General features: G+C 71.7%; 22 protein-coding genes and 1 tRNA gene. 6 read left to right on the top strand and 17 right to left on the bottom strand.

From position 1 onward, the window contains the following. Nucleotides 1-25: 25 nt before the first annotated feature. From rocD to AC3X7Z_RS16770, 13 genes are all read right to left on the bottom strand, one after another. Nucleotides 26-1,270 carry an ornithine--oxo-acid transaminase gene (gene rocD / locus AC3X7Z_RS16830; protein WP_489976652.1) on the bottom strand — a complete coding sequence of 415 codons (1,245 nt, stop codon included), beginning with the start codon at nt 1,268-1,270 and terminating at the stop codon, nt 26-28. 24 nt (nt 1,271-1,294) lie between these two features. Next, the gene (locus AC3X7Z_RS16825; protein ID WP_489976651.1) at nt 1,295-2,947 is read right to left on the bottom strand and encodes an MFS transporter; all 1,653 of its coding nucleotides are present in this window, start codon (nt 2,945-2,947) and stop codon (nt 1,295-1,297) included. A 129-nt stretch (nt 2,948-3,076) separates the two neighbouring features. Then, nucleotides 3,077-3,152 (bottom strand) — tRNA-Ala (locus AC3X7Z_RS16820). A gap of 56 nt (nt 3,153-3,208) precedes the next feature. Next, entirely contained in the window at nt 3,209-3,679 is a 471-nt protein-coding gene (locus AC3X7Z_RS16815) for a DUF4112 domain-containing protein (RefSeq protein ID WP_206054543.1), read from the bottom strand. Beyond that, the gene (locus tag AC3X7Z_RS16810) at nt 3,676-4,302 is read right to left on the bottom strand and encodes a histidine phosphatase family protein (RefSeq protein ID WP_489976650.1); all 627 of its coding nucleotides are present in this window, start codon (nt 4,300-4,302) and stop codon (nt 3,676-3,678) included. The genes AC3X7Z_RS16815 and AC3X7Z_RS16810 overlap by 4 nt, the downstream gene beginning before the upstream one ends. Further along, nucleotides 4,299-4,658 (bottom strand): ribosome silencing factor, encoded by a 360-nt coding sequence (gene rsfS / locus AC3X7Z_RS16805; protein WP_186341688.1) that lies wholly within the window; start codon nt 4,656-4,658, stop codon nt 4,299-4,301. Before rsfS ends, AC3X7Z_RS16810 begins: the two co-directional genes overlap by 4 nt. After that, nucleotides 4,655-5,377, bottom strand: coding sequence for a nicotinate-nucleotide adenylyltransferase (gene nadD / locus AC3X7Z_RS16800; protein WP_489976713.1), 723 nt, complete (start codon nt 5,375-5,377; stop codon nt 4,655-4,657). The genes rsfS and nadD overlap by 4 nt, the downstream gene beginning before the upstream one ends. A gap of 16 nt (nt 5,378-5,393) precedes the next feature. Continuing rightward, entirely contained in the window at nt 5,394-5,543 is a 150-nt protein-coding gene (locus AC3X7Z_RS16795; protein ID WP_206054541.1) for a hypothetical protein, read from the bottom strand. An 18-nt stretch (nt 5,544-5,561) separates the two neighbouring features. Continuing rightward, the gene (locus tag AC3X7Z_RS16790) at nt 5,562-6,812 is read right to left on the bottom strand and encodes a glutamate-5-semialdehyde dehydrogenase (RefSeq protein WP_186341686.1); all 1,251 of its coding nucleotides are present in this window, start codon (nt 6,810-6,812) and stop codon (nt 5,562-5,564) included. A gap of 135 nt (nt 6,813-6,947) precedes the next feature. Next, nucleotides 6,948-7,913 carry an electron transfer flavoprotein subunit alpha/FixB family protein gene (locus tag AC3X7Z_RS16785; protein ID WP_489976649.1) on the bottom strand — a complete coding sequence of 322 codons (966 nt, stop codon included), beginning with the start codon at nt 7,911-7,913 and terminating at the stop codon, nt 6,948-6,950. Between the two features lie 31 nt (nt 7,914-7,944). Then, nucleotides 7,945-8,727 (bottom strand): electron transfer flavoprotein subunit beta/FixA family protein, encoded by a 783-nt coding sequence (locus AC3X7Z_RS16780; protein WP_241005370.1) that lies wholly within the window; start codon nt 8,725-8,727, stop codon nt 7,945-7,947. A 146-nt stretch (nt 8,728-8,873) separates the two neighbouring features. After that, a complete protein-coding gene (locus AC3X7Z_RS16775) occupies nt 8,874-9,176 on the bottom strand; it encodes a hypothetical protein (RefSeq protein ID WP_186341683.1) in 303 nt (100 codons plus the stop codon). A 54-nt stretch (nt 9,177-9,230) separates the two neighbouring features. Beyond that, complete coding sequence (locus tag AC3X7Z_RS16770) at nt 9,231-10,007, bottom strand: enoyl-CoA hydratase/isomerase family protein (protein WP_186341682.1); 777 nt, start codon at nt 10,005-10,007, stop codon at nt 9,231-9,233. A gap of 83 nt (nt 10,008-10,090) precedes the next feature. Between AC3X7Z_RS16770 and glgX the strand changes: the two genes are divergently transcribed. Then, entirely contained in the window at nt 10,091-12,268 is a 2,178-nt protein-coding gene (glgX, locus tag AC3X7Z_RS16765; RefSeq protein ID WP_489976648.1) for a glycogen debranching protein GlgX, read from the top strand. An 18-nt stretch (nt 12,269-12,286) separates the two neighbouring features. Here glgX and AC3X7Z_RS16760 read toward each other — a convergent pair whose 3' ends face one another. Continuing rightward, on the bottom strand, nt 12,287-13,195 hold the full coding sequence (locus tag AC3X7Z_RS16760) for a helix-turn-helix domain-containing protein (RefSeq protein ID WP_489976647.1): 909 nt from the start codon (nt 13,193-13,195) through the stop codon (nt 12,287-12,289). A 62-nt stretch (nt 13,196-13,257) separates the two neighbouring features. Beyond that, nucleotides 13,258-13,725, bottom strand: a complete 468-nt coding sequence (locus AC3X7Z_RS16755) for a MarR family winged helix-turn-helix transcriptional regulator (protein ID WP_489976646.1) — start codon at nt 13,723-13,725, stop codon at nt 13,258-13,260. A 57-nt stretch (nt 13,726-13,782) separates the two neighbouring features. Between AC3X7Z_RS16755 and AC3X7Z_RS16750 the strand changes: the two genes are divergently transcribed. Next, entirely contained in the window at nt 13,783-14,151 is a 369-nt protein-coding gene (locus AC3X7Z_RS16750; protein ID WP_186341679.1) for a hypothetical protein, read from the top strand. A gap of 14 nt (nt 14,152-14,165) precedes the next feature. Here the strand turns inward: AC3X7Z_RS16750 and AC3X7Z_RS16745 are convergent, their stop codons facing one another. Beyond that, nucleotides 14,166-14,495: a hypothetical protein gene (locus AC3X7Z_RS16745; RefSeq protein ID WP_489976645.1), complete on the bottom strand. Its 330-nt coding sequence runs from the start codon at nt 14,493-14,495 to the stop codon at nt 14,166-14,168. A gap of 64 nt (nt 14,496-14,559) precedes the next feature. After that, nucleotides 14,560-17,142, bottom strand: a complete 2,583-nt coding sequence (glgP, locus tag AC3X7Z_RS16740; protein WP_489976644.1) for an alpha-glucan family phosphorylase — start codon at nt 17,140-17,142, stop codon at nt 14,560-14,562. A 190-nt stretch (nt 17,143-17,332) separates the two neighbouring features. Here glgP and AC3X7Z_RS16735 point away from each other — a divergent pair, with 190 nt between their 5' ends. The 4 genes from AC3X7Z_RS16735 to glgB are packed head-to-tail and all read left to right on the top strand — an operon-like array spanning nt 17,333 to nt 24,529. Then, nucleotides 17,333-19,327: an alpha-1,4-glucan--maltose-1-phosphate maltosyltransferase gene (locus tag AC3X7Z_RS16735; protein ID WP_489976643.1), complete on the top strand. Its 1,995-nt coding sequence runs from the start codon at nt 17,333-17,335 to the stop codon at nt 19,325-19,327. A 23-nt stretch (nt 19,328-19,350) separates the two neighbouring features. After that, nucleotides 19,351-21,078 (top strand): maltose alpha-D-glucosyltransferase, encoded by a 1,728-nt coding sequence (treS, locus tag AC3X7Z_RS16730; RefSeq protein WP_489976712.1) that lies wholly within the window; start codon nt 19,351-19,353, stop codon nt 21,076-21,078. Further along, nucleotides 21,075-22,481 (top strand): maltokinase N-terminal cap-like domain-containing protein, encoded by a 1,407-nt coding sequence (locus tag AC3X7Z_RS16725; RefSeq protein ID WP_489976642.1) that lies wholly within the window; start codon nt 21,075-21,077, stop codon nt 22,479-22,481. The genes treS and AC3X7Z_RS16725 overlap by 4 nt, the downstream gene beginning before the upstream one ends. Next, nucleotides 22,478-24,529, top strand: coding sequence for a 1,4-alpha-glucan branching protein GlgB (gene glgB, locus AC3X7Z_RS16720; protein ID WP_489976641.1), 2,052 nt, complete (start codon nt 22,478-22,480; stop codon nt 24,527-24,529). Before AC3X7Z_RS16725 ends, glgB begins: the two co-directional genes overlap by 4 nt. The last annotated feature ends 26 nt before the right edge of the window (nt 24,530-24,555 follow it).

Here is a 24,555-nt window from a genome sequence, read left to right as displayed (position 1 = left end):
CACCGTCCAGCCATTTGGCGGGTCGTCAGGCGGTGAGGACCTCGGTGACGGCGGCGACGAGCACCGCGACGTCCTCGTCGCTGGCGACGAGCGGCGGGGCGAAGCGGACGGTCGAGCCGTGGGTGTCCTTGGCCAGGATGCCGCGCGCCATCAGCGCCTCGGACATCTGCCGGCCCGTCATGAGCGTCGGGTCGATGTCGATGCCGGCCCAGGCACCGCGGACCCGGACCTCGGACAGACCCCGACCGACCAGCGGCGAGAAGCCCGCCTCGAGCAGCTCGCCGATCTCGGTCGAGCGCCTCTGGAACGTGCCCTCCTCGAGCATCGCGACGACCTCGGTGCCGATGGCGGCGGCCAGCGGGTTGCCGCCGAACGTCGAGCCGTGGGAGCCGGGCGTGATGACGTCCATGACCTCGTGGTCGGCCGCGATCGCGGAGACCGGGTAGAGGCCGCCGCCGAGTGCCTTGCCCATCACGTAGATGTCGGGCACGACGTCCTCGTGGTCGCAGGCGAAGGTGCGCCCGGAGCGGGCCAGGCCCGACTGGATCTCGTCGGCGACCATCAGCACGTTGCGCTCGGTGCAGAGCGCGCGGAGGTCGCGCAGGAAGCCCTCGGGCGGCATCACGACGCCGCCCTCGCCCTGGATGGGCTCGAAGAGGACGGCGACCGTCGTCTCGTCGATGGCCGACGCCACCGCCTCGATGTCGCCGTACTTCACGCCGCGGAAGCCGGTGGTGAACGGCGCGTACCCCGAGGTCGCGACGTCGTCGTCGGAGAAGCTGACGATCGTGGTGGTGCGGCCGTGGAAGTTGCCCTCCATCGTGATGATGGTGGCCTGCCCGACCGGCACGCCCTTGACCTCGTAGCCCCACTTGCGGCTGACCTTGATCGCGGTCTCGACGGCCTCGGCCCCGGAGTTCATCGGCAGGACCATGTCCTTGCCGGTCAGCCGGCACAGCGCCTCGGCGAACCCGCCGAGCTTGTCGTTGAAGAACGCGCGGCTGGTCAGGGTCAGCCGGCCGAGCTGCTCGCGCGCGACCGCGACGAGGCGCTCGTTGGAGTGACCGAAGTTGAGCGCGGAGTAGCCCGCGAGGCAGTCGAGGTAGCGGTTGCCGTCGACGTCGACGACCCAGGCGCCCTCACCCTCGGCGAGGACGACGGGCAGCGGGTGGTAGTTGTGCGCGGCGTAGCGCTCGGTGGCCTCGATGTGGGCCCGGGTGCGCTCGGAGACGGCGGGGGTGGTGCCGTGCGGAACGTCGGTCGCGGTCATGGGCCCATCGTGCCACCGGGTGTTTCAGTTCGCCGACTCGGCGGACCGGTGCTCCGGAGTCGCTGGCTGCTCCGGTCGCGACCGGCCCAGCGACAGGCTGGCGAGCAGGCCCAGGATCAAGAACATGGCCGCGGCGGCCGCGGAGATGCGGGTCGCGTCGGTGAACGCCTCGCGCGCGTCCTGCGCCGCCGACGCGGTGGCCGGGTTCTTGCCCAGCTCCGGGATCGCGGCGCCGGCGCTGCCCTTGACCGCCTCGACGATGCGGGTGCGTTCCTGGTCGGGAACGTCCTGGTCGGCGAGGTGCGCGTCGAGCCGGGCGCCCAGCACGGTGAAGAGGATGGTGCCCAGGATCGCGATGCCGAACGCCGACCCCACCTGCCTGGCGGTGCTCTGCGTGCCGGATCCCTGGCCGCTGAGCTCGACCGGGACGTCGACCAGCACGACGCCGGTGAGCTGGGCCGTGGCGAAGCCGACGCCGACGCCGTAGACGAACAGCAGCGGAGCCGTGACCCACCACGGCGAGTCGGTGCGCAGCAGCAGCGCGATGCCCGCGATGCCCGTGATCTCCAGCGAGATGCCGAGGCGCACGATGAAGACCGGCGAGTGGTTGCGTCCGATCACCGTCGTCATCCCGCTCGCCGCGAAGCTGCCGACGGCGAGCGCGAGGAGCACGAGTCCGGTCTGGAACGCCGTGTAGCCCAGCACGTTCTGGAACCACAGCGGCAGCGCGAACAGCAGCCCGAACTCGCCCAGGCTGACGATCAACGCGGCGATGTTGCCGTTGCGGAACGAGGTGATGCCGAACAGCGACAGGTCGAGCATCGCGACCCGGCCGGCCGCGTTGCGCCGCCGCTGGACCGCGACGAACATCCCCAGCAGGGCGAGGCCGATGACGAACGAGAGGGGGATCGGCGAGACCTCCCACGGCCAGCGGCGGCCGAGGAGGGTCAGCGTCTCGTCGGTGCGCAGCCAGCCGTAGGTGCGCCCCTCGATGAGGGCGAACACCACCGCGCCGAAGCCGAGCGTGGCGAGGAGCGCACCGACCCAGTCCAGGCCCTTCTTCGTGCTGGGCTCGCGCGACTCGCTGACCAGGAGGTAGAGGCCGGTGATGACGACGATCGTGAACGGCACGTTGAGCCCGAACGCCCACCGCCAGGAGAAGTCGGTGGTGAGCCACCCGCCCAGGAGCGGGCCGAGGGCGGCCGTGCCGCCGATCGTCGCGCCCCACACGCCGAACGCGATCCCGCGCTCACGGCCACGGAAGGTGGCGTTGAGCAGCGACAGGGAGGTGGGCAGCATCATCGCGCCACCGAGGCCCTGCAGCGCGCGGGCGCCGATCAGCCAGGCGCCGCTCTCGGCGGTGGCGGCCAGGATGCTCGAGAGCCCGAAGACCAGCGCGCCGATGGCGAACAGGCGTCGTCGTCCCCACTGGTCGGACAGGCGGCCGAAGACGAGCAGCAGTGCCGCGAAGACCAGCGTGTAGACCTCCTGCACCCACTGCGCCTGCGTGGAGGTGATGCCGAGGTCGTCGATGATGGACGGCACGGCGACGTTGACGATCGTCGAGTCGACGATGATCAGCGAGACGCCGAGGCTGATGACGACCAGTCCGTACCACCGCCGCCGGTCGGGCGGAGCAGCGGCGACGTCGGGCTGTGCGGTCGGGTCGGTGGCCATGCCATCCACGGTAAGCCGCCCGCCCGCGCGTGGCGGCGGCGCGCCGCGCGCCACCGCGATCGGCGCGGCACCCCCCGAAAGAACGAGAGGCCGGGCCCTCAGGCCCGGCCTCTCGTGTCCATCTCCACCTGGTGGAGCTGAGGGGACTCGAACCCCTGACCCTCTGCATGCCATGCAGATGCGCTACCAGCTGCGCCACAGCCCCAACAGCCGAGAACACTAGCCGACGCCCGACGGCAGGTGAAATCCGGGGGGTCCTGCTCAGGTCAGCCAGCGCCAGAGGAACCAGATCCCGAGCACCGTCGCCACCACACCGGCGACCACCGGCACCAGCATCAGCGCCACGGCGCCGACGACGTACGCCGTGCTCGGGGGCTCGCGCAGCGGCTGGCGCTCGATCTCGCGCATCAGCAGGCGCACGTTCTTGCGGTTGGCCCGGTGGGCGACGTCGAGCAGGTCGCCGACCCCCGGGACGAGGCCCAGCAGCGCGTCGACGAGGAGGTTGAGGCCCATCCACGCCAGCACCGGCATCGGCACCCGGGCACGGATGGCGTCGCGGACGATGATCCCCGACAGGGCGCTGCCAACGGCGTCGCCGATGCCCGGCACGAGCCCGACGAGGGCGTCGAGACCGACGCCGATGCGCGTCCCGGGCACCGTCACCGCGTCGTCCATCACCCGCGCCAGCTGGCGGCTCAGGGTGACGTCGACCTCGCGGGCCCGCTCGCTCACGCCACGACCCGGTTCCACGCCGTGAGCCGCCAGCGCACGGCGCCACCGGTCCACGCGGAGGCCGAGTGGGTGAGCTCGACCCACCCGCAGTTGGCCAGCACGCCCAGACCGTCCCCGGCGTCGTCGCCCCAGCCGAGGAAGGCAGGGACCGCGGTGCGCAGGGCGGCCCCGTGCGAGACGACGATGCCGGTCTCGCCCTCCCCCAGCCCGTCGGCGTACGACGTCAGCGCCGGCAGGAGCCGCGCCACCACGTCGGCGCGGGTCTCCCGGCCCGGGATCGCCGCGATGTCGCCGGCCAGCAGGGCGGCGTGCTCGTCGGGGTGGGCGCCGGCGTACTGCTCGTCGGTGAGCCCGACGCGGTTGCGCCCGACGTCGTACTCGCGCAGCCGCGGGTCCAGCACGGGCTCCAGCCCGGCCTCTGCAGCCACGACGGCCGCCGTCGCGGCCGCCCGGGCCAGGTCGGAGGACCACACCGCGACGGGCCGCAGCGCGGCCAGGACGGGTGCGACCGCCTTGGCCTGCGCCTCACCGACCTCGTTGAGGGGGACGTCGGCGTGGCCCTGCGCGCGCCCGGTGTCGTTCCACTCCGTGCGGCCGTGGCGGAGCAGGACGAGGCGTCTCACGTCAAGGTCAGCGGGATGAGCGGGCAGTCGCTCCACAGGCGCTCGAGGGCGTAGAAGGTGCGCTCCTCCTCGTGCTGCACGTGCACGACGATCTCGCCGTAGTCGAGCAGCACCCACCGCCCCTCCTTGTGGCCCTCGCGCCGGATCGGCTTGGCGCCCACCTCGCGGAGCTTGTCCTCCACCTCGTCGACGATGGCGCCGACCGCGCGCTCGTTGCTGGCGCTGGCCAGCACGAAGGCGTCGGTGATCGCGAGCTGGTCGCTGACGTCGAACGCCAGGACCTGGTCGGCCTTCTTGTCGTGGGCGGCCTGGGCCGCGACGGCGACGAGGTCGAGGGCGTGGTCGGTGGCAGTCATGCCGTGTCCTTGCTGCTGGAGGTGCTGCTGGAGGTGCTGCTGGAGGTGCTGCGGGGAGTGCTGCGGGGAGTGCTGCTGGTGACGCGGGCGGCCCCGGGGCCGGAGCGGCCGGGAGCCGACGCGCCGTCGGTGTAGAGGCCGTGCTTGGCGATGTACTGCACCACACCGTCCGGCACGAGGTACCACACGGGCTCGCCGCGACGCTTGCGCTCGCGGCAGTCGGTCGAGGAGATCGCCAACGCCGGGATCTCGACCATGGTCACCCGGTCGGCCGGGATCTTGGCCAGCGCGCTGGGGTCCATCTCGTAGCCGGGCCGGGTGCAGCCCACGAAGTTGGCGAGCGCGAAGAGCTCGTCGGCGTCGCGCCAGGTGAAGATGTCGGCGAGCGCGTCGGCACCGGTGATGAAGAACAGCTCGGCGTCGGGCATCTCCGCCTTGAGGTCGCGCAGCGTGTCGATCGTGTAGGTCTTGCCCGCGCGGTCGATGTCGACGCGGGAGACGTTGAAGCGCGGGTTGGCGGCCGTGGCCACCACGGTCATCAGGTAGCGGTGCTCGGCGCCCGCGACCTCCCGGTCGCTCTTCTGCCACGGGTCGCCGGTGGGCACGAAGACGACCTCGTCGAGGTCGAACCAGGCCTGCACCTCGGACGCCGCGACCAGGTGGCCGTGGTGGATGGGGTCGAAGGTGCCACCCATCACCCCGACGCGACGCTGCCCCACCGGACCGGCCACGGGCTCAGCTGTGCTCGCGACCGCCACCGAAGGAGACCACGGCGAACAGCAGGACGAGCAGCAGGCCCAGGGCGATGGCCCCCACGGCGTAGGGGTGGATCGCGGGCGAGTGCTCGCCGGTCTCGGCGGCAAGCGGGATGACGGTGCTCAGCATGGGCTCACCCTACCGGCATCACCGGACGTGGCCCTCGCCGACCACGACGTACTTGCTCGACGTCATCTCCGGGAGCCCCATCGGGCCGCGTGCGTGGAGCTTCTGGGTGGAGATGCCGATCTCGGCCCCGAAGCCGAACTCACCGCCGTCGGTGAACCGGGTGGACGCGTTGACGATCACCGCGGCGGAGTCGACGGCGGCGACGAAGCGGCGGATCGTGGCCTGGTCGCGCGCGACGATCGCCTCGGTGTGGCCCGAGGACCAGCGGCGGATGTGCGCGATCGCGCCCTCGACGTCGGTGACGACGGCTGCGGAGATCTCCGGGCCCAAGAACTCGGCGGCGTGGTCCTCGTCGGTCACCGGGACCACGTCGTCGTACTCCGCGAACGAGCGGTCGCCGTGGATCAGCACCCCGGCGTCCTGCAACGCCTCGACGACGGTCGGCAGGAACTCGTCGGCGACGTCCTCGTGCACGAGGAGCGACTCGGCCGCGTTGCACACGCTCGTGCGGTGGGTCTTGGAGTTGAGCACGATCGCGAGCGCCTGCTCGAGGTCGGCCGAGGCGTCGACGTAGACATGGCAGTTGCCCACCCCCGTCTCGATGACGGGCACGGTCGACTCCTCGACGACGCTGCGGATCAACCCGGCACCGCCGCGCGGGATGAGCACGTCGACGAGGCCGCGCGCCCGCATCAACGCCTTGACGCTGTCGTGCGACTCCCCCGGCACGAGCTGCACGGCGTCCTCCGGCAGGCCGCTGCCGGCCAGCGCACCGCGCATCGCGGCGACGATGGCGCCGTTGCTCGACCGGGCGCTCGACGAGCCCCGCAGCAGCACCGCGTTGCCGGCCTTGAGGCAGATCCCGGCCGCGTCGGCCGTGACGTTGGGACGCGCCTCGTAGATCATCCCGACGACCCCGAACGGCACCCGCACCTGACGCAGCTCCAGGCCGTTGGCGAGCGTGCTGCCGCGCAGCACCTCGCCGACGGGGTCGGGCAGCGCGGCCACGTCGCGCAGGCCCTGCGCCATCGCCTCGAGGCGGGAGTCGTCGAGCCGGAGCCGGTCGACGATGTGGGCGGGCGTGCCGGCCGCGTCGGCCCGGGCGACGTCCTCGGCGTTGGCGGCCAGGATCTCCGGGCTGGACGACACGAGGGCGTCGGCCATCGCCCGCAGCGCGGCATCCTTGGTCGCCCGTGTCGCCGTGGCCAGGTCGTGGCTCGCGGTCCGGGCGCGCTGGGCCGCCTGCCTGACGTCGTCCTCGCTGCTCATGCGCACGAGGGTAGGCCGAGCCGGCCGGCCCGCGGGCGGCGTCTCGCATCACGACGGCGGGGTCGTGGCCCGGACGCGCAGCGACCCGGCAGGAGTCCTGCCGGGTCGCTGTGCACGGTCGGGCGTGCGGGTCGCTCAGCCCTTGCGCTCGGCGATCTTCTCGGTGGCGGCGGGCAGCACCGTGTGGAGGTCTCCGACGACACCGAAGTCGACGAGCTCGAAGATCGGGGCCTCCGGGTCCTTGTTGACCGCGACGATGGTCTTCGAGGTCTGCATGCCGGCGCGGTGCTGGATCGCACCGGAGATGCCGTTGGCCACGTAGAGCTGCGGCGAGACGGTCTTGCCGGTCTGGCCGACCTGGAACGCGTGCGGCATCCAGCCCGAGTCGACCGCGGCACGCGAGGCGCCCACCGCGGCACCCAGCGAGTCGGCGAAGCCCTCGATCGGGTCGAAGTTGCCGCCGGTGCCACGACCGCCCGAGACCACGATCGCGGCCTCGGTGAGCTCGGGACGACCGGTGGACTGGCGCGGCTGGGTGGCCACGACCTGCGCACCCTTGGCGGCGTCGGACACGGTCGCGGCGAACGCCTCGACCACACCCGCGCCCTCGGCCTCCTCCGGAGCAGCGGAGTTGGGCTTGACCGTGATGATCGGCGTACCGGTGGTGACCTTCGCCTGGACGGTGAAGTTGCCGGCGAACACGCTCTGCGTTGTGACAGCCCCACCATCACCGCCCTCCTGCACGTCGACGGCGTCGGTGATCAGCCCGGAGCCGATCTTGATCGCCAGCCGCGCGGCGACCTCCTTGTTCTCGAACGTCGAGGGCAGCAGGATCGCGGCCGGGTTGCTCTTCTCGACCAGCTGCTGCAGCGCCTCGGCCTTGGGCGCGACGAGGAAGCCCTTGATCGGGGCGTCGTCGATCACGTAGACCTTCGCGGCCCCGTACTTCTTGACCTTCTCGGCCACCGCGTCGCCCTGCTCGGGCGAGCCGAAGAACACCGCGGACGGCTCGCCGAGGCGGCGCGCGATGGTGAGCAGCTCGTAGGTCGGCTTCTTGACCTCGCCGGCGGCGTGGTCGATGACAACAAGAACCTCAGACATGTGGTGTCTCTCTCCAGTCTCGGCAGCCGGCTCAGATGAACTTCTTGGACGCGAGGAAGTCGACCAGCGCGCCGGCGCCCGAGCCGTCCTCGTCGGTGACGATCTCACCGGCGGTGCGCGGCGGACGCGCGGTGGTGTCCTCGACCCGGCTGTAGGCCACCGACAGCCCGACCTGGTCGGCATCGAGCCCGAGGTCGGACAGCGACCACGTCTCCAGCGGCTTCTTCTTCGCCGCCATGATGCCCTTGAACGACGGGTAGCGGGCCTCGCCCGACTGGTCGGTCACGCTGAGCACGATCGGCAGCGTCGCGCCGATGACCTCGGTCGAGCCCTCGTTGTCACGCTTGATCCGCACCTGGTCGCCCTGCGACTCCACCACCGAGGCCAGTGTCACCTGCGGCAGGCCCAGGCGCTCGGCCAGCATCGCCGGCACCACGGACCCCGCGGCGTCGGTCGAGGCCATCCCGCAGATCACCAGGTCGGCACCGGTGTCGGCCTTGACCTTCTCGATCGCCTTGGCCAGCACCAGCGAGGTGCCGAGGTAGTCGGAGCCCGCGATCGCGTCGTCGACCACGTGGACACCGGCGTCGGCGCCCATCTGCAGCGCCTTGCGCACCGCGTCCACGGCCTTCTCCGGCCCCACGGTCAGCGCGGTCACGGTGATCTCCTCACCCTCGCGCTTCTCGCGGAACTGCAGCGCCTGCTCCACGGCGTACTCGTCCAGCTCGGACAACAGCCCGTCGACGCCGACGCGGTCGACCGTGAAGTCGTCCTCGAACTTGCGGTCGGCCGTCGCGTCCGGCACGTACTTCACACAGACAACAATGTTCATGGTGGTGTGGCCTCGCGGCCCCTCCTGTGCACTCGGATGTGTGGGTGAGGCTACCGGCCGGTCATGACCGATCGGAATGGTCGTGCGGGTGCGGTGGCTCACAGTGGCGCACAATGGCGCCGACGGCGTCAGGGTCGGACGATGCGCTCGAGGATCCGCCCGGCGACCAGCCAGGCCACCGCGCCGAGGCCCCAGTTGAGCAGCGCGTTCTTGACCTCCGCGCCCCGCCCGCGGAAGTCCTTGATCCCGTCGTGGCGGGAGAACACCCCGAGGTCGGCGAGGTCGGCGGCGCGGAGCACGACGTCGACGAGGGCGTTGGACCTGTTGGCCTCGAGGGCGATCAGCAGCGCCCCGACCGCCAGCAGCAGTGCCGCGAGCGCGCACGCCAGCCAGATGAGCTGGGCGAGCGTCGCCCGGATCTTGGTGACCACAGCGCAGTGCCTCCCCGTGTCTTCCCGTGTCTTCCGGTGTCTTGCCGGCGTCGTTCAGCGGCCCACGAACGTGGCCTTGCCGGGCCCGTTCTCGACGAACGACGTCATGCCGCGGGTGCGATCCTCGGTCGCGAAGATGCCGGCGAACTGCTGGCGCTCGATCTCCAGCCCCGTCTCGAGGTCGACCTCGCTCCCCCGGTCGATGCACTCCTTGGCGGCGCGGATCGCCAGCGCGGCGGCCCCGCGGAACTGCGCGGCGTAGGCCACCGACTCCTCCAGCACCTTCGCGGCCGGGACCACCCGGTCGACCAGTCCGATGCGGAGCGCCTCGTCGGCCTTGACGAAGCGGCCGGTGAAGACGATGTCCTTCGCCTTGGCCGTCCCGACCAGGCGGGCGAGCCGCTGCGTGCCGCCCGCGCCGGGGATGATGCCGAGCAGCACCTCGGGCTGGCCGAACACGGCGTCCTCGGCCGCGAAGCGCAGGTCTGCGGCGAGGGTGAGCTCGCAGCCGCCGCCCAGGGCGTAGCCGTTGACGGCGGCGATGACGGGCTTCGGGATCCGGGCGATGGCCGTCGTGGCCGAGCTCACCGACGCGGAGAGTTTCACCATCTCGGCGTGGGTCATGCCCGCCATCTCCTTGACGTCGTTGCCGGCCGCGAAGACCCGCTCGCCGCCCCACAGCACCACGGCCCGTACGTCGTCGCGCTCGGTCACCTCGGCGGCGGCCTCGCGCAGGTCGGCCTGCACCTGGCTGCTGATCGCGTTCATCTTCGGACGGTCCAGCCGCAGCACCGCGACCCCGTCGGTCACGTCGATCGAGACGAACTCCATGGTGGCTCCCTGGTCGAGTGGTTGGCGCGGCCCGTGCGTGGCGCATTGTGCCGTGCCGCGGCGATGGCACCACAATGGCCCGCGTGACGCCACCCCCGGAGACGACGCCCGTGTGGAACCACGACGGCGAGACCCGGTCGGTGTGGCCGGGTCGCAACCACCCGCTGGGGGCGACGTGGTCCGCCGAGTCGACCAACTTCGCCGTCTACGCCCCGGAGGCGACGGCGATGTGGGTGTGCCTGTTCGACGAGGACGGCTCCGAGACCCGCCACCGGCTCACCGAGCACTCGCTGGGCGTGTGGCACGGCGCCCTGCCCGACGTGACGCCGGGCACCCGCTACGGCTACCGGGCCGACGGTCCGTGGAACCCCGACGCCGGGCTGAGGTTCAACCCCGCCAAGCTGCTGCTCGACCCCTACGCCAGGGCCGTCTCGGGCGACCTGGTCGTGGACGACGCCATCTTCGGCTACGTCAAGGGCGAGCCGGCGAGGCGCAGCGACCTCGACTCGGCGCCCTACGTCCCGCGCAGCGTCGTGGTCCACGACGACTTCGACTGGGGCGAGGACCGGTCGCCGGACCGGCGGTGGCGCGACACGGTCATCTACGAGCTGCACGTCAAGGGCATGACCGAGCTGCACGACCGCGTGCCCGAGCACCTGCGCGGCACCTATGCCGGCCTCGCCGCCCCCGCGGTGACCGACTACCTCAAGGACCTCGGCGTGACCGCGGTCGAGCTGCTGCCGGTCCACCAGTTCTTCTCCGAGCCCGCCCTCTCCGCGCGTGGGCTGGTCAACTACTGGGGCTACAACTCGCTGTGCTTCTTCGCCCCGCACAACGCGTACTCCTCCTCGGGCGACCGCGGCGAGCAGGTCGCCGAGTTCAAGCAGATGGTCAAGGACCTCCATGCCGCCGGGCTCGAGGTCATCCTCGACGTGGTCTACAACCACACCGCCGAGGCGGGTCCGTCGGGGCCGACGCTGAGCTTCCGGGGCCTCGACGACCGCGGCTACTACCAGCACGTCGTGCCGCGCGAGCCCGCGACGGGCAAGGCGCCGGAGCCGGTGCGCTACTGGGACGTGACCGGGTGCGGCAACACCGTCGACGCCACCCGCACCCAGAGCCTGCGGCTGATCCTCGACTCGCTCCGCTACTGGGTCGACGAGATGCACGTCGACGGGTTCCGGTTCGACCTGATGAGCGCGCTGTCGCGCACCGACCAGGCGGTCGACATGGGCTCGCACCTGCTCACGGCGATCGGCCAGGACCCCGTGCTGCGGCACGTGAAGCTGATCGCGGAGCCGTGGGACGCCTCCATGGAGGGCTACCGGGTCGGACAGTTCCCCCCGCCGTGGATCGAGTGGAACGACCAGTTCCGCGACACCGTGCGCGACTTCTGGCGCGGCCACTCCGGCGGCGTACGCACGGTCGCGACGCGGCTGGCCGGATCGAGCGATCTCTACGCAGACGACGGCCGCTCCCCCTACGCGTCGGTCAACTTCATCACCGCCCACGACGGCTTCACGCTGCGCGACCTGGTGTCCTACGACGTCAAGCACAACGAGGCCAACGGGGAGGACAACCGCGACGGCAGCGACAACAACCGGTCGTGGAACTGCGGCGTCGAGGGCGAGACCGACGACCCCACCATCCTCGCGCTGCGCCGCCGCCAGGCGGCCAACCTGATGGCCACGCTCTGCTTCTCCAGTGGCGTGCCGATGCTCACCGCCGGCGACGAGCGCGGGCGCACCCAGCACGGCAACAACAACGCCTACGGCCAGGACAACGAGACGTCGTGGATCGACTGGCGCCCCGACGACGCGTGGCTCGACGTCTACGAGATCACCAAGGCCGCGCTGCGACTGCGCCGGGAGCACCCGGTGCTGCGCCAGCGGCACTGGTTCGCGGGCCGCCCCACCATCAAGGGCGGGATGAAGGACCTCGTCTGGGTGCACCCGAGCGGACGCGAGATGACCGTCGCGGACTGGAACGACGACTCCATCCGGACCATCGGGATGTTCCTCAACGGCGCCCCGCTCCGCTCCCCCGGCCCACGCGGGGAGCAGGTGCGGGACCGCTCGTTCATGATCTGGCTCAACGCCGGGGTCGACGACGTCGAGCTGGTCCTGCCCGCCAACACGTGGGTCCACCACGGCGAGGTGGTGCTGTCGACCAACCCCGACGTGGCGGTCGGCACGCCGGTCGTGGCGGGCGGGACGCTCGGGCTCCAGGCCCGCTCGGTGCTGGTGCTGCGCGAGACCTGAGACCCCGGCCAGGTACGGCTAGGCGGGTGCGCCCACCCACTCCATCGGGTCGCCGGCGTCGAGGTCGGTGATCCCCAGCTTCTCCAACGCGCCGAGCACGACGAGGCGTCGTACGGCCGCGAAGGTCAGCACGTGCGCGATCATCCCGCCGTAGGTGAAGACCCGCGGCGTCTCGCAGGTGACGTCGACGAAGGTGTCGTCGAGACGCCCCTCCTCGACGGTCGTGCGCACCTGGCTGAGGAACGCCGGGCCCTCCTCGGCGAGCTCGCGCCGCAGGGCGCTGGGCGACTTGCCCCGCTCCTGGGCCCAGTCGTAGGAGCGCTGGTCGACGGCGGCGTTCCACTGGGCCAGCTGGCCGACCAGGCGGCCGAGCACCGACCGGACGGTCATGTCGTCGTCGATGGTGCCGATGGGCACCTCGATCGGGGCGTCGAGCTGTTCGTCGGTCAGGCGCGAGGCCCGCTCGATCATCTCGCCGGTCAGCCAGATGTGGTGCTCGATCATGCGTGTCACCAGGTCCATCGGTGTCACCTTTCGTGAGGTCGGCAGCCGCAGGCTGCCGGGCGGGTGGAAGTGCACTCCGCTCGCGCCCTCGATCTGGGTGCGGGTGGGGTGCAGACGCCAGCGGCTCGGCGGGGTGCCGTACTCCCGCGCGAACGCCCGGGTGAACGCCTCGTGGGAGCCGAAGCCGGCCTCGAACGCGATGTCGACCACCTGGTGGTCGCTGGTGATCAGGCGGTGGGCCGCGCGCTCGAGCAGCAGCCGGCGACGCATCCGCTCCGGTGCCTCCCCACCGGCCGCCGACACCACCCGGGTGAGGTGGAACCGGGACAGGTGGAGCCGGCGGGCCCGCGCCTCGCCACCGAGGTCGAGGGTCTCGGCCAGGGCGTCGAGGAAGGCCGCGAAGGTGTCGGCCGCTGTCGTCATCACCACCACCTTCGTCCGTGGCGGGACGGGGCGCTTGATCGCACGTGCGCAGTCTGCACCCGTCAGGCCGGCGCGGTCTCCGTCGCTGCCTTGGCGGCGCCGATGACCTCGGTCAGCCGGTCGCGCAGGTCCACCAGATCGGCCAGGTCCATCCCGAGCCGGCGCAGGATGGTGTCGGGCACCTCGAGCGCCTGCGCCCGCAGGCCGCGGCCCTTCTCGGTCAGCGCCACCGCGAGGCTGCGCTCGTCCGCCGGGTTGCGGTCGCGGCGGACCAGCTTGGCCGCCTCCAGCCGCTTGAGCAGCCGCGACAGCGTGCCCGGGTCGAGCTCGAGGCGGCGGCTGAGCTCGGTCACCGACAGCGGCTCCTCGCCCCACAGCGCCAGCATCACGAGGTACTGCGGGTGGGTCAGCCCCATCGGCTCCAGCACGGGCCGGTAGACCGAGATCACCGTGCGGGACGCCACCGCGAGTGCGAAGCAGACCTGCTGCTCGAGGGCGAGGGGATCCTCGATTGGGCGCGGCGTGGACACCTTGTTAGCCTAGCAATCGTTGTCGCAACAACCGATTCGTCGAGAGAGGCACCTCAGATGGCTGGCAGCGTCCCCGCGCGACGTACCGAGAAGGGCCGCGGCCACCTCCTCGACCTCGACGCGCCGCGCCGGGTGGTCGCCGATCCCGAGAAGGACGCCCGCGACCTCGCCCGCGTGCAGCGATGGGTGATGTCCACCCTCGCCGTCAGCACGATCCTGCACCTCGTCGTCGGCCTCGTCGCCGCGGCCGTGATGCTCGACGACGTCCCCGACTCCTCCAAGATCGGGCTCACCATCATCGCGGGCATCTTCGGCGCCTTCGCGGTCGCGGCCGGCCTGGCGATCCACGGCCGGCGCATCGTGTCGCCGTGGCTGCTGCTGGGGCTGGTCCCCACCGGCGTCGGGCTCTGGCTGACCTTCGCCTGACCGTCGACGCGGCCCTACAGACCCAGCACCCGGACGGCGACCAGGTAGGCCGCGCGCACCCCGTCGGGGTCGTGGGGGCAGGCGTGGCCCTCGACGCCCGCCGCGCGCGAGCGCACGGCCGCGCCCGGGTCGGACGCCACCAGGTCGGCGGCGAGCGCCGTGACAGCGATCGTGCGGTCGTGCTCGTCGAGGTGGTCGAGCGCGAGGCTGTCGTGCAACCGCCCGGCCGCCTCCGCCATCAGCTCCCGGGCGAGCTCCCCGTCGACCTCGGGCCGGGCAGCGGCCGCCGAGTCGGCCGCAGCGAGGAAGGGTGCCAGGAGGTCCGGGGGCGGCGGCGCGGCCATGGGGCCATCGTCGTCGCGACGCCCGGCGGTGGCAACGGGGTGTCGCCCGCCCCGCGCGCGACGCTCAGGCGGGCTCGGCCACCAGGCCCAGCTCGGCCACCGAGGCCAGCGACGGGTTGCGCGGCACCACGCGGACGGTGTAGCCGAACGGTCCGGAGACCGCCAACGGCACCGAGGCGTCGAAGCGGTGGCGGTTGCCGTCGTAGGACTCCCCCACCTGCATCGGCGTGACCGTGGTCGCGGTCAGCACGTCGTCGGCGCCGGTGCGGCCGTGCACGACCTGGACCTCGACGTCGTCCGGGGAGAGCGAGCCGAGCGCCACGTAGGCGCGCACGCCGAGCGTGGCACCCACCACCGCCTGGTCGCCGACGCCCTCGGAGTCGACGTGCTCGACACGGACGCCGGGCCACGCGGCGCGCACCTCGGCCTTCCAGTGCGACAGCGTGCGGGCGCCGGTGTAGTCGGAGTTGAGGGTGCGCGCGGTGCGCGCGGCCGGGGCGTAGAGCTCACGGACGTAGTCGCGCACCTGGCGGGTGGCGAGCACCTTGGGGCCGAGCGACTTGAGCGTGTGGCGCACCATCTCCAGCCACCGCGGGGGCACGCCCTCGTCGTTGGTCTCGTAGAAGCGCGGGACGACCTCGATCTCGATGAGGTCGTAGAGCGCGGCGGCCTCGAGGTCGTCGCGCCGGTCGGGGTCGACGATCCCGTCGGCTGACGGGATCGCCCAGCCGTTGTCGCCGTCGTACCACTCGTCCCACCAGCCGTCGAGGATCGAGAGGTTGAGGCCGCCGTTGAGCGCGGCCTTCATGCCGGAGGTGCCGCAGGCCTCGTAGGGCCGCAGCGGGTTGTTGAGCCACACGTCGCAACCGGGGTAGAGCGGCTGCGCCATCGCGATGTCGTAGTTGGGCAGGAACGCGATGCGGTGGCGGACCTCGGGGTCGTCGGCGAAGCGCACCATCTCCTGGATCAGCCGCTTGCCGGTCTCGTCGGCCGGGTGGGCCTTGCCGGCGATGACGAGCTGGACGGGACGCTCGGGGTCGAGCAGCAGCCTCTTCAGGCGCGCGGGGTCGCGCAGCATGAGCGTGAGCCGCTTGTAGGTCGGCACGCGCCGCGCGAAGCCGATCGTCAGCACGTCGGGGTCGAGTGCGGTGTCGATCCACGTCGTCTCGGCGGGGGCGAAGCCCCGCTTGGCCGCCGAGCGACGCATCCGGTCGCGGGCGTCGTCGACGAAGCGCGTGCGCAGGCGGCGCTTGAGGTCCCAGATCTCGCTGTCGGCGACCTGGTCGACCAGCGGCCACAGGGCGTCGGTGTCGTCGCCGTCGACGTCGGCGCCGCGACTGGCGGCGAGCTCGACGACCTCACGTGCGATCCACGTCGGTCCGTGGACGCCGTTGGTGATGGAGGTGATCGGCACCTCCGCCTCGTCGAACGCCGGCCAGAGGCCGTTGAACATGCCGCGCGAGACGTGCCCGTGCAGCTCGGAGACGCCGTTGGCGCGCTGGGCGAGGCGGAAGCCCATCACCGCCATGTTGAACACGTTGGCGTCGCCGCCCTCGTAGTCCTCGGCGCCCAGCGCCAGCACGCGCTCGACCGGCACGCCCGGCGTCGGGGAGTTGCCCCCGAAGTACTGCGAGACGAGCTCGCGCGGGAAGCGGTCGATGCCGGCGGGCACCGGCGTGTGGGTGGTGAACACGGTGCCGGCACGGGAGACCTCGAGCGCGGTGTCGAAGTCGAGGTGCGGTCCGTCGTCGGCGACGGTGAGCTCGCGGATGCGCTCGATGCCGAGGAACCCGGCGTGCCCCTCGTTGGTGTGGAAGACCTCCGGGACCGGGGCGCCGGTGATGCGCGACCACGCCCGGAGCGCACGGACGCCGCCGACGCCCAGCAGCAGCTCCTGGCGCAGCCGGTGCTCGGAGGTGCCGCCGTAGAGCCGGTCGGTGACGTCGCGGTAGTGGGCGCTGTTGTCCTCGATGTCGGTGTCGAGCAGGAGCAGCGGCACCCGCCCGACCTGCGCGACCAGGATCCGGGCGATGAGGTCGGGGCCGTCGGGCAGCGCGATCGACACCGTGGCGCGGGTGCCGTCTGCCTCCCGCAGCTGCGAGAGCGGGAGCTCGTCGGGGTCGAGCACCGGATAGCTCTCCTGCTGCCAGCCGTCGCGGTCGAGGGACTGCTCGAAGTAGCCGTGGCGGTAGAACAGCCCGACACCGATCAGCGGGATGCCGAGGTCGGAGGAGGCCTTCAGGTGGTCGCCGGCGAGGATGCCGAGGCCGCCGGAGTACTGCGGCAGCACCGAGGTGATGCCGAACTCGGGCGAGAAGTACGCGATCGCGCGCGGGGCGTCGGCGCCCGCCTTGCGGGCGTACCACCGGTCCTCGGAGAGGTAGCGCTCCAGGTCGGCGTGGGCGGCGTCGAGGCGCGCGCGGAAGTCGGCGTCGCCGGCCAGCTCGTCGAGCCGCTCGCGACCGACGGCGCCGAGGAAGCGCACCGGGTCGCCGGACACCTCGCGCCACAGCGCCGGGTCGATCGAGGAGAACACGTCCTGGGTGGGCGGGTGCCACGACCAGCGCAGGTTTCCGGCCAGGACGGACAGCGCCGTCAGCGGCTCGGGCAGGACGGGACGGACAGTGATTCGTCTGAACGCTCGCACCGGCATGACGCTAGGGCATTTGTTGGAACGCTCAAAGGGCGCCCCCGCTTCGCCGGACCGTGTCGCCACGACACCGTCGGTCGCGTGCGTCACACGCACGCCCCGGCCGGCCACCAGCGAGCCGTCCCAAGGGGTGGCCTCGACCCCGGTCGGCTTGCGTGCGCGGGGTCGGGTTCGCAAGTGTGGGGCCATGGTTGGACGGATACCCGTGATGGATGTCTCGCCCGTGGTCGACCTCGGTCGGCAGTCGGCCAAGGCGACGGTCGGCGAGCCGATGCCCGTACGCGCGTCGGTGTTCCGCGAGGGGCACGACCAGCTGTCCGCCGAGGTGGTCGCCATCGATCCGTCGGGCCGTTCGCGCCCCCCGGTCCGGATGACCTCCGAAGGCGCGGAGCCCAACCGCTACGTGGCGCACATCACCCCGGACGTCGAGGGCGAGTGGACCTTCGAGATCCACTCCTGGTCCGACCCGATCGCGACCTGGCAGCACGACGCCGGTCTCAAGATCCCTGCCGGCGTCGACGTCGAGCTCATGTTCACCGAGGCCCGGTTGCTGCTCGAGCGCGTCTCCAGCGCCACCGGGGCCGACGCGCTCGACGAGCACGCGGCAGCGGTGGTGGCCGGCGCCCACGCGGCCGCGAGCGACACCGAGCGGCCCGTGGCGGCTCGGCTGGCCGCCCTCCAGGACCCCGAGCTCGACGCCGTGCTGCTCGCCCACCCGGTGCGCGAGCTGCTGACCGTCACCGGCCCGTTCCGCTTCCGCGCCGACCGCACCCGCGCCCTCTACGGCAGCTGGTACGAGTTCTTCCCCCGCTCGGAGGGCGCGACCCGCGACGAGAGGACCGGCAAGGTCACCACCGGCACCCTCCGCACGGCCGCCGAGCGGCTCGACCGGGTCGCCGAGATGGGCTTCGACGTCATCTACCTCCCCCCGATCCACCCGATCGGCGAGGTCAACCGCAAGGGACCCAACAACAGCCTCGACCCCGGCCCCGACGACCCCGGCTCGCCGTGGGCGATCGGCAGCCGGCACGGCGGTCACGACGCCATCCACCCCGACCTCGGGACGTTCGAGGACTTCGACGCGTTCGTGGCCCGCGCGCGCGAGCTCGGCCTGGAGGTCGCCCTCGACCTGGCGCTGCAGGCGGCGCCCGACCACCCGTGGGTGACCACGCACCCGGAGTTCTTCACCACCCGGGCCGACGGCACGATCGCCTTCGCGGAGAACCCGCCGAAGAAGTACCAGGACATCTACCCGGTCAACTTCGACAACGACCCCGCCGGCATCTGCCGCGAGGTGCTGCGCATCGTCAAGCTGTGGATGGCGCACGGGGTGCGGGTCTTCCGCGTCGACAACCCCCACACCAAGCCGCTCGCCTTCTGGGAGTGGCTGCTGGCCGAGGTCCGGCGCACCGACCCCGACGTGGTCTTCCTGTCCGAGGCGTTCACCAAGCCGGCGATGATGCACGGCCTCGGCGCGGTGGGCTTCCACCAGAGCTACACCTACTTCACCTGGCGCACGGCCCGGCGCGAGATCGAGGACTACCTCCTCGAGCTCTCGCACCGGTCCGACCACCTGATGCGGCCCAACTTCTGGGTCAACACCCCCGACATCCTCCACGCCTACCTGCAGTACGGCGGCCCGGCGGCGTTCAAGGTGCGCGCCGCGCTCGCGGCCACCGGCTCGCCGAGCTGGGGCGTCTACGCCGGCTACGAGCTCTTCGAGCACGTGGCCGTCAAGCCCGGCTCGGAGGAGTACCTCGACTCGGAGAAGTACCAGATCCGCATCCGCGACTGGGAGCGGCACGACGCCGAGGGGACGACCCTGGCGCCCTACCTGACCCGGCTCAACGAGATCCGTCGACAGCACCCCGCGCTCCAGCTGCTGCGCAACGTGACGATCCATTCCAGCGACGACGAGCAGGTGCTGGTGTTCTCCAAGTCGCACACCCTCCCCGACGGGCAGCGAGACATCGTCATCAGCGTCATCAACCTCGACCCGCACGGCACCCGCGAGACGATGGTCCACCTCGACATGCCCGCGCTCGGCATGGACTGGCACGACTCCTTCATCGCCCACGACGAGATCACCGGCGCCGACTGGAGCTGGACCGCGCACAACTACGTACGCCTCGACCCCGGTTACGAACCCGCCCACGTCATCTCCATCAGGAGGACCCCTTGACCGACCACCCCACGTCCGCCGCGATGCCGACGGACGCCACCCGTGCGACCGCCGTGCTCAACGCGGAGCCCGAGTGGTTCCGCACGGCGGTGTTCTACGAGGTGCTGGTGCGGTCCTTCCACGACTCCAACGGGGATGGGACGGGCGACTTCAAGGGGCTGATCGAGAAGCTCGACTACCTCGAGTGGCTGGGCGTCGACTGCCTGTGGGTGCCGCCGTTCTTCACCTCGCCCCTGCGCGACGGCGGCTACGACGTGGCCGACTACAACAACATCCTCCCCGAGTGCGGCACGGTCGAGGACTTCCACGAGTTCATCGACGCCTGCCACCAGCGCGGCATCCGGGTGATCATCGACTTCGTCATGAACCACACGAGTGACGCCCACCCGTGGTTCCAGGCCAGCCGCAGCGACCCCGAGGGCCCCTACGGCGACTTCTACGTGTGGTCCGACACCGACGAGCTCTACCAGGACGCCCGCGTCATCTTCGTCGACACCGAGCCGTCCAACTGGACGTGGGACCCGGTGCGCCAGCAGTACTTCTGGCACCGCTTCTTCCACCACCAGCCCGACCTCAACTTCGACAACCCCAAGGTCCACGACGCGATGCTGGACGCGATGGCGTTCTGGCTCGACATGGGCCTCGACGGCTTCCGCCTCGACGCGGTGCCCTACCTCTACGAGCGCCCCGGCACCAACGGCGAGAACCTCCCCGAGACCCACGAGTTCCTCAAGAAGTGCCGCCGCTTCGTCGACGAGAACTATCCCGGCCGCGTGCTGCTGTGCGAGGCCAACCAGTGGCCGGCCGACGTGGTGGAGTACTTCGGCCCCGAGCGCACCGAGGACGGCCGCTGGGTCGGCACCGAGTGCCACATGGCGTTCCACTTCCCCGTCATGCCGCGCATCTTCATGGCGGTGCGGCGCGAGTCGCGCTTCCCGATCTCGGAGATCCTCGAGCAGACGCCCCAGATCCCCGAGGGCTGCCAGTGGGGCATCTTCCTGCGCAACCACGACGAGCTCACGCTCGAGATGGTCACCGACGAGGACCGCGACTACATGTGGTCGGAGTACGCCCACGACCCGCGGATGAAGGCCAACATCGGCATCCGCCGTCGGCTCGCGCCGCTGCTCGACAACGACGTCAACCGGATGGAGCTGTTCACCGCGCTGCTGCTCTCGCTGCCCGGCTCCCCCGTGCTCTACTACGGCGACGAGATCGGGATGGGCGACAACATCTGGCTCGGCGACCGCGACGGCGTGCGTACGCCGATGCAGTGGACGCCCGACCGCAACGCGGGCTTCTCCGCGGCGACGCCGGGCAAGCTGCACCTGCCGGCCATCCAGGACCCGGTCTACGGCTACCAGTCGGTCAACGTCGAGGCGCAGCTGGAGAACACGTCCTCGCTGCTGCACTGGACCCGGCGGCTCGTGCACGCGCGGCGGCGGCACCCCGCGTTCGGCCTCGGCGACTTCGTCGACCTCGGCGGCTCCAACCCGAGCGTGCTGTCCTACATCCGCCAGCACGACGGACCCGACGGGCGCGACGTGATCCTCTGCGTCAACAACCTGTCGCGCTTCCCGCAGCCGGTCGAGCTCGACCTGCGGCAGTGGGAGGGCATGGTCCCGGTGGAGCTGCTCGGCGGCGTGCCGTTCCCGGCGATCGGCGAGCTGCCCTACCTGCTGACGCTGGGCGGCTACGGCTTCCTCTGGCTGAGGCTGACCGATCCGAGCACCACGAGGGTGGAGCCATGAGCAGGACAGAGATCAGGAGCTGGATCGACGGCGCGCGCTGGTTCGGCGGCAAGGGGCGCGACTGGGAGCTGGGCGACGTACGCCGCGTGGGCGTCCTGCCCGGGGCGCCCGACGGCCTGCGCGTGACCGTCGAGCTCGCCGAGGTGGCGTTCGACGACGGGTCGAGCGAGCTCTACCAGCTGCCGCTGGCGTTCTACACCGAGCCGCAGGAGCGCATCGCGCACGCCCTCATCGGCGAGTGGGACGACGAGGAGGCGGGACACGCCTTCGTCTACGACGCACTCCACGACCGGCAGGCGATGGCCCTGTGGCTGGCCGGGTTCGCCCGCCACGGAGTCGCCCCGGCACCGCCGTCCGACGCACGCGGCGACCTGATGTTCCACCGGCTCCCGGGCCACGAGCTCGACCTCGAGGCGCACTCCACGCTCTTCTCCGGAGAGCAGTCCAACTCCTCGGTCGCCTTCGGCGAGGACGCGCTGATGAAGGTCTTCCGCAAGGTGACCCCGGGCGTCAACCCCGACATCGCGATCCACCAGGTGCTGACCGAGGCCGGCTCGACCCACGTCGCCGCGCTCTACGGGTGGCTCGACCTGGTCGACGAGGAGACCAACACCACCATCCAGCTCGCGATGCTCCAGCAGTTCCTCCGCACCGCCAGCGACGGGTGGGACCTCGCGCTGGCCAGTGTGCGCAACCTCTTCGCCGAGGCCGACCTGCACGCCGACGAGGTCGGCGGCGACTTCGCGGGCGAGGCCGCCCGGCTCGGCGTGGCGCTCGCCGAGGTGCACGCCGACCTGGCCGCGCACTTCCCCGTCGAGCGGCGCGACGCCACGGCCATCGACGAGCTCGCCAGGGCGATGGAGGAGCGGCTGGTCGCGGCCCTCGACGTGGTGCCCGACCTCGCCCCCTACGAGGCCGGGCTGCGTGAGCGGTTCGCCCGCCTGCGCGAGCTCGACGCCGTCGAGGTGCAGCAGGTCCACGGCGACCTGCACCTGGGGCAGACGCTGCGGACGGTCAAGGGCTGGAAGATCGTCGACTTCGAGGGCGAGCCGGCCAAGCCGCTCGCCGAGCGTCTCCGGCCCGACTCGGTGTGGCGCGACGTCGCCGGCATGGTCCGCTCGTTCGACTACGCGCCGCGCGTCGTGGCCCTCTCGAGCACCGGCGCGGAGGCGCCCGGCGAGGCCGAGCAGCGTGCCTACCGGGCCTCGGAGTGGGCCGCGCGCAACCGTGCGGCGTTCCTGGACGCCTACACCGCCCAGCTGGGCGAGGACTCCCAGGACGCCAACGGGGTACTGCTCGACGCCTACCTCGCCGACAAGGTCGTCTACGAGGCGGTCTACGAAGCCCGCAACCGTCCGGGATGGATCTCCATCCCCCTGGCAGCGTTGGAGGAGACGTCATGACCCAGACCCCCCGCACCCCCCGCTCGGGGTCCCCGAGCCAGGCGCCCGCGGCCCCCGCCGCTCCCCCCGTCACTCCCCCGGCCTCGCCGGTCTCCCCTCCCGCCTCCCCTCCCGTCGAGGCCCCTCCCGTGTCCCCGCCTGCTCCCCCCGTCTCCGCCCCCGGGACCCCGGCCGGCGACCCGCACGCCCCGGGCGAGCTCGACCTGCACCTGATCGGCGAGGGCCGCCACGAGCTGCTGTGGACCGTGCTCGGCGCGCAGGCCGGCGCCGACGGCACGTCGTTCCGCGTCTGGGCCCCCAACGCGCTCGAGGTCCAGGTGGCCGGCGACTGGGCCGGCTGGGACGGTGCCGCGCACCCGATGACCCGGCTCGACGGCTCGGGCGTCTGGCACGCCCACGTCGAGGCCGCCGGCGTCGGCTCGCACTACAAGTACCGCATCCGTGGCGCCGACGGGCAGTGGGTCGACCGTGCCGACCCGCTCGCCCAGTACGCCGAGAAGCCGCCGCGCTCGGCCTCGGTCGTGTGGAGGTCCCAGCACGAGTGGAACGACGACGCGTGGCTGGAGAGGCGCCGCACCGCCCAGCCCGTCGACGAGGCGATGTCCACCTACGAGGTGCACCTCGCGTCGTGGCGCAAGCACTACTCCGGCGAGCTCTACTCGTGGGACGAGATCGCCGACGCGCTCGTGCCCTACGTCTCCGACCTCGGCTTCACCCACGTCGAGTTCATGCCCGTGATGCAGCACCCGTTCGGCGGCTCCTGGGGCTACCACGTCACCTCCTACTTCGCCCCCGACTCGCGCTTCGGCGACCCCGACGGCCTCAAGCGGCTCATCGACCGGCTGCACCAGGCCGGCATCGGCGTGATCCTCGACTGGGTGCCCGGCCACTTCGCCACCGACGAGTGGGCGCTGGCCCGCTTCGACGGCACCCCGCTCTACGAGGACCCCAACCCGCAGCGCGGGTGGCACAAGGAGTGGGGCTCCCACATCTTCAACTTCGGGCGCAACGAGGTGCGCAACTTCCTCTACGCCAACGCGGTCTACTGGCTCGAGGAGTACCACGCCGACGGTCTGCGCGTGGACGGCGTCGCCTCGATGCTCTACCTCGACTACGCCCGCGAGCACGGCGAGTGGTCGCCCAACAAGCACGGCGGACGCGAGAACCTCGAGGCCGTGCAGTTCCTCCAGGAGATGAACGCCACCGTCTACAAGCGGGTACCCGGCATCGTCACCATCGCCGAGGAGTCGACCGCGTGGCCCGGGGTCACCGGACCCACCAGCGAGGGCGGCCTCGGGTTCGGCTTCAAGTGGAACATGGGCTGGATGCACGACTCGCTCAACTACGTCGCCAAGGACCCGCTCTACCGCAGCCACCACCACGGCCAGCTGACCTTCTCCCTGGTCTACGCCTACGCCGAGAACTACGTGCTGCCCATCAGCCACGACGAGGTCGTGCACGGCAAGGGCTCCCTGCTGCGCAAGATGCCGGGCGACCGGTGGCAGCAGCTGGCCAACCTGCGCGCCTACCTCGCCTACATGTGGGCGCACCCCGGCAAGCAGCTGCTCTTCATGGGCTGCGAGTTCGGCCAGGAGTCGGAGTGGGCGGAGAGCCGGGAGCTGGACTGGTGGCTCCTCGAGCACCCCGAGCACGCCGGCGTCCACGCGCTCGTACGCGACATGAACCACGCCTACACCGAGACCGCCGCGCTGTGGGGCCGGGACAACGACCCGTCCGGGTTCCAGTGGATCGACGCCAACGACGCGGGGCGCAACACCTTCTCGTTCGTGCGCCGCTCCCCCGGCGAGCCCGACCTGGTGTGCGTGGCCAACTTCGCCGGCACCCCCCACGAGGGCTACCGCCTCGGCATGCCGTCGGCCGGCACGTGGACCGAGATCCTCAACACCGACGCCGACGCCTACCACGGCTCCGGCGTGGGCAACCTCGGCTCGGTGACGGCGGTCGCGGGCGACCACCACGGGCAGCCGGCGTACGCCGACATCGTCGTACCCCCGCTCGCCACCGTCTGGTTCCGCAAGGCCGACTGACCCCCGCGCTCGCCGCTGGTTCATCA

Source organism: Nocardioides sp. Z24_21 (genome assembly GCF_058134345.1).
The sequence above is the reverse complement of the archived record's forward strand: the minus strand, read 5'-3'. Positions and strand labels throughout refer to the sequence as shown.

Excerpts from the sequence above, each read along its gene's own strand:
- AC3X7Z_RS16745 (WP_489976645.1), bottom strand. The coding sequence starts at position 14,495 with ATGGCCGCGCCGCCGCCCCCGGACCTCCTGGCACCCTTCCTCGCTGCG.
- AC3X7Z_RS16725 (WP_489976642.1), top strand. The coding sequence starts at position 21,075 with ATGAGCAGGACAGAGATCAGGAGCTGGATCGACGGCGCGCGCTGGTTC.
- AC3X7Z_RS16750 (WP_186341679.1), top strand. The coding sequence starts at position 13,783 with ATGGCTGGCAGCGTCCCCGCGCGACGTACCGAGAAGGGCCGCGGCCAC.
- AC3X7Z_RS16795 (WP_206054541.1), bottom strand. The coding sequence starts at position 5,543 with ATGCTGAGCACCGTCATCCCGCTTGCCGCCGAGACCGGCGAGCACTCG.
- rsfS (WP_186341688.1), bottom strand. The coding sequence starts at position 4,658 with ATGACTGCCACCGACCACGCCCTCGACCTCGTCGCCGTCGCGGCCCAG.
- treS (WP_489976712.1), top strand. The coding sequence starts at position 19,351 with ATGCCGACGGACGCCACCCGTGCGACCGCCGTGCTCAACGCGGAGCCC.
- AC3X7Z_RS16785 (WP_489976649.1), bottom strand. The coding sequence starts at position 7,913 with ATGTCTGAGGTTCTTGTTGTCATCGACCACGCCGCCGGCGAGGTCAAG.
- glgB (WP_489976641.1), top strand. The coding sequence starts at position 22,478 with ATGACCCAGACCCCCCGCACCCCCCGCTCGGGGTCCCCGAGCCAGGCG.
- AC3X7Z_RS16735 (WP_489976643.1), top strand. The coding sequence starts at position 17,333 with ATGGTTGGACGGATACCCGTGATGGATGTCTCGCCCGTGGTCGACCTC.
- AC3X7Z_RS16825 (WP_489976651.1), bottom strand. The coding sequence starts at position 2,947 with ATGGCCACCGACCCGACCGCACAGCCCGACGTCGCCGCTGCTCCGCCC.
- rocD (WP_489976652.1), bottom strand. The coding sequence starts at position 1,270 with ATGACCGCGACCGACGTTCCGCACGGCACCACCCCCGCCGTCTCCGAG.
- AC3X7Z_RS16760 (WP_489976647.1), bottom strand. The coding sequence starts at position 13,195 with ATGACGACAGCGGCCGACACCTTCGCGGCCTTCCTCGACGCCCTGGCC.
- AC3X7Z_RS16770 (WP_186341682.1), bottom strand. The coding sequence starts at position 10,007 with ATGGAGTTCGTCTCGATCGACGTGACCGACGGGGTCGCGGTGCTGCGG.
- AC3X7Z_RS16790 (WP_186341686.1), bottom strand. The coding sequence starts at position 6,812 with ATGAGCAGCGAGGACGACGTCAGGCAGGCGGCCCAGCGCGCCCGGACC.